This window comes from Desulfobotulus mexicanus, from assembly GCF_006175995.1.
Lineage (GTDB): Bacteria > Desulfobacterota > Desulfobacteria > Desulfobacterales > ASO4-4 > Desulfobotulus > Desulfobotulus mexicanus.
On the sequence record NZ_VDMB01000058.1, the window covers coordinates 1 to 2,125 of the forward strand.

3 protein-coding genes and 1 pseudogene are annotated in these 2,125 nt (G+C 46.8%); 2 read left to right on the top strand and 2 right to left on the bottom strand.

Annotated features, from left to right (window positions below; all coding sequences use genetic code 11):
• On the top strand, positions 1-265 hold a 265-nt coding region (locus FIM25_RS16815), incomplete at its 5' end, for a transposase (RefSeq protein WP_179953490.1).
• An 11-nt stretch (positions 266-276) separates the two neighbouring features.
• On the opposite strand, the gene FIM25_RS16820 is transcribed toward FIM25_RS16815, so the two are convergent.
• Entirely contained in the window at positions 277-630 is a 354-nt protein-coding gene (locus FIM25_RS16820; RefSeq protein ID WP_139451007.1) for an Arm DNA-binding domain-containing protein, read from the bottom strand.
• A gap of 285 nt (positions 631-915) precedes the next feature.
• Here FIM25_RS16820 and FIM25_RS16825 point away from each other — a divergent pair, with 285 nt between their 5' ends.
• Positions 916-1,233, top strand: a complete 318-nt coding sequence (locus tag FIM25_RS16825) for a hypothetical protein (RefSeq protein ID WP_179953491.1) — start codon at positions 916-918, stop codon at positions 1,231-1,233.
• A gap of 371 nt (positions 1,234-1,604) precedes the next feature.
• On the opposite strand, the pseudogene FIM25_RS17250 reads toward FIM25_RS16825, so the two are convergent.
• Positions 1,605-2,125 (bottom strand): annotated as a pseudogene (locus FIM25_RS17250) (hypothetical protein); the annotation flags it as partial.

The window sequence follows — 2,125 nt, forward strand, 5'->3', positions numbered from 1 at the left end:
CCATAAATCAGGCAAGGTCAATAAATTTGTTGAAGAAACGGCAGGAAAGCTCCGCTTGTTCTTCCTGCCTCCATACTCCCCTCATTTGAATCCGGATGAAATGGTATGGGGATACCTGAAACATCACAAGATTGGAAAAATGGTTGTTTCAGGCCCGGAAGACCTCAGAAAAAAGGTCTTCTCCATCTTGAGATCATTGCAAAAGAAAACCGTAAGAGTTGCCAGTTTTTTTAGAGCACAAGACACCCAGTATATTTTAGCTTAATGTCGAGTGTGTTATGATCTTATTAGTATATGGGGGATGTACTTGTCTTCCACAAAGTCACCAAAGCTCATTTCCTGCCTGCGTTTATCCATCATGGCTGCAGGGTCATACCCCATGGCAGTCTGTGACCGGATTTCTCTGGCTGCTGCCCTTGCGTCTTCAAGACAGACTGCATCCACAGGCCCTATACGCACCTGCCGTATTCTACCGTGCCTGTCCCTGTATCTCTGGTAATAGGTACATCTGCCAGAAGACCGCACCTCCAGCATGAACCCCGGTATTTCCGTATCAAAGTAATCGACCCTGCCCTTCTTCACCACGGGTGGATCACCCACAAATCCTGCTGTAAGAAGTATTTTTGGCATGTGATTCTCCTTCACTCTGCATGTTTACATGATACACCATCACCCCAAACTGTTACGCAAAAGTAACACAATCAGATCATAGTAAAGAGCAAGAGTTTCAAAATCAACTAAATTTCTATGGAATTAATAAAAATACAATGAAACTGAACACAGCATCACCCCAGCAAGCAAACCATTGATATAAATAGAAAATAACCTAAACGCTTAAAACAGAAGTAAATGAAGAACATGGGAGTCAGGCATATGAGCACAGGAAGGATTGAAAGCAGGAGAAACAGACTGAACATGACGGAAGGGAAGAATAACGGAAGCAGGGCAACAGACCACACTGCCCCCTGCCCTGCAGAAGGAATTGAAGGAAGCAAAGAGTGGAGACAGGGAAGGGGTACAGGAGAAAGCAGCAAGGGATATGCTGGAAGAGGTCAGGAAGACAGGAAGCTTATACGGCTCACACACACAATGATGCAGAAGGAAACCCTGCCATGGAAGACAGGAAGCCTTTGCAGGCCAACCCAAAGCCACAGAATGGCCCGTATTGGCATAAACGGACACAACCCACAGGACAGGCTGCATCCGCTTAAAAGTGAACAGAAGGCTAAATAAGGGGGCTTACCTGCATAAGCTGAAAGTGGAAAGTGGGGAGTGGGAAGCTGAAAGTGAGGAGGGGAAAGTGAGACAGCCCCCTGGCAAGCCAGAGAAAGACCATCCTGCAGGAACAGCAGAAGGACAGGGACGGGTACAGTACGCCAGCAAGGCCACAGAATAGCCCATGAAAGCACATTAAGCCACAACCCATACTGAGATATTCGTCAAGATAAAAATCAGACAGAAGCCAAATAAAGGGCTTTAAATCCAGAATGCCGCCGTAGCTGCATATGACACAGCCACGGCAACATGAAGAATGAAGATCAAGCCATGCAGAACCTGAAGGGTAAAGGGGCCATGCCTGCAGAGGCTTTAAGACCCTGCAGGACTTAATGTCTGGTAACATCCTCACCGATCAGAAGATCCAGACCCTTGTCTCCTGCTGCAAGGACAGCCTTTACCTGTTCAGGGGTAAGGCTCGTAATATCCGCTATCTCTTCGGGCTGCATGTTGTATTTCTGAAGATTCATGATGGTCTGGAACTTCTCGTTGTACACACCCTTCTCAATACCAAACCGCTCTGCATTCGTAATGTATGGCATCTTTTTCTCCTCCTCCAAGAGGTAAACTTCTTCAAGGAACTGTTTTTCAAGCTCCTTTGGCAGACTTATCATCCAGTCGATGTACAGGTAAAGCTGCAGGATGTCTTCCTTGCTGTAGTTCCGCTGGTACATGAGTTTTACCAGATGGAACTTCCACGCCTTCAGCTCGTCTTTTGATTTGCAGCTTTTGGCCTTGATCTGGGCCATGACCACCAGGGCGAAAACATTGTCGCTGTTTTCAAGCTCTTTCCACCGCTCTTCATCCTCCCAATCCATAAGTTTGACAATGGGAAAGCGGAAGTCAAGGC

Excerpts from the sequence above, each read along its gene's own strand:
- FIM25_RS16820 (WP_139451007.1), bottom strand. The coding sequence starts at position 630 with ATGCCAAAAATACTTCTTACAGCAGGATTTGTGGGTGATCCACCCGTG.
- FIM25_RS16825 (WP_179953491.1), top strand. The coding sequence starts at position 916 with ATGACGGAAGGGAAGAATAACGGAAGCAGGGCAACAGACCACACTGCC.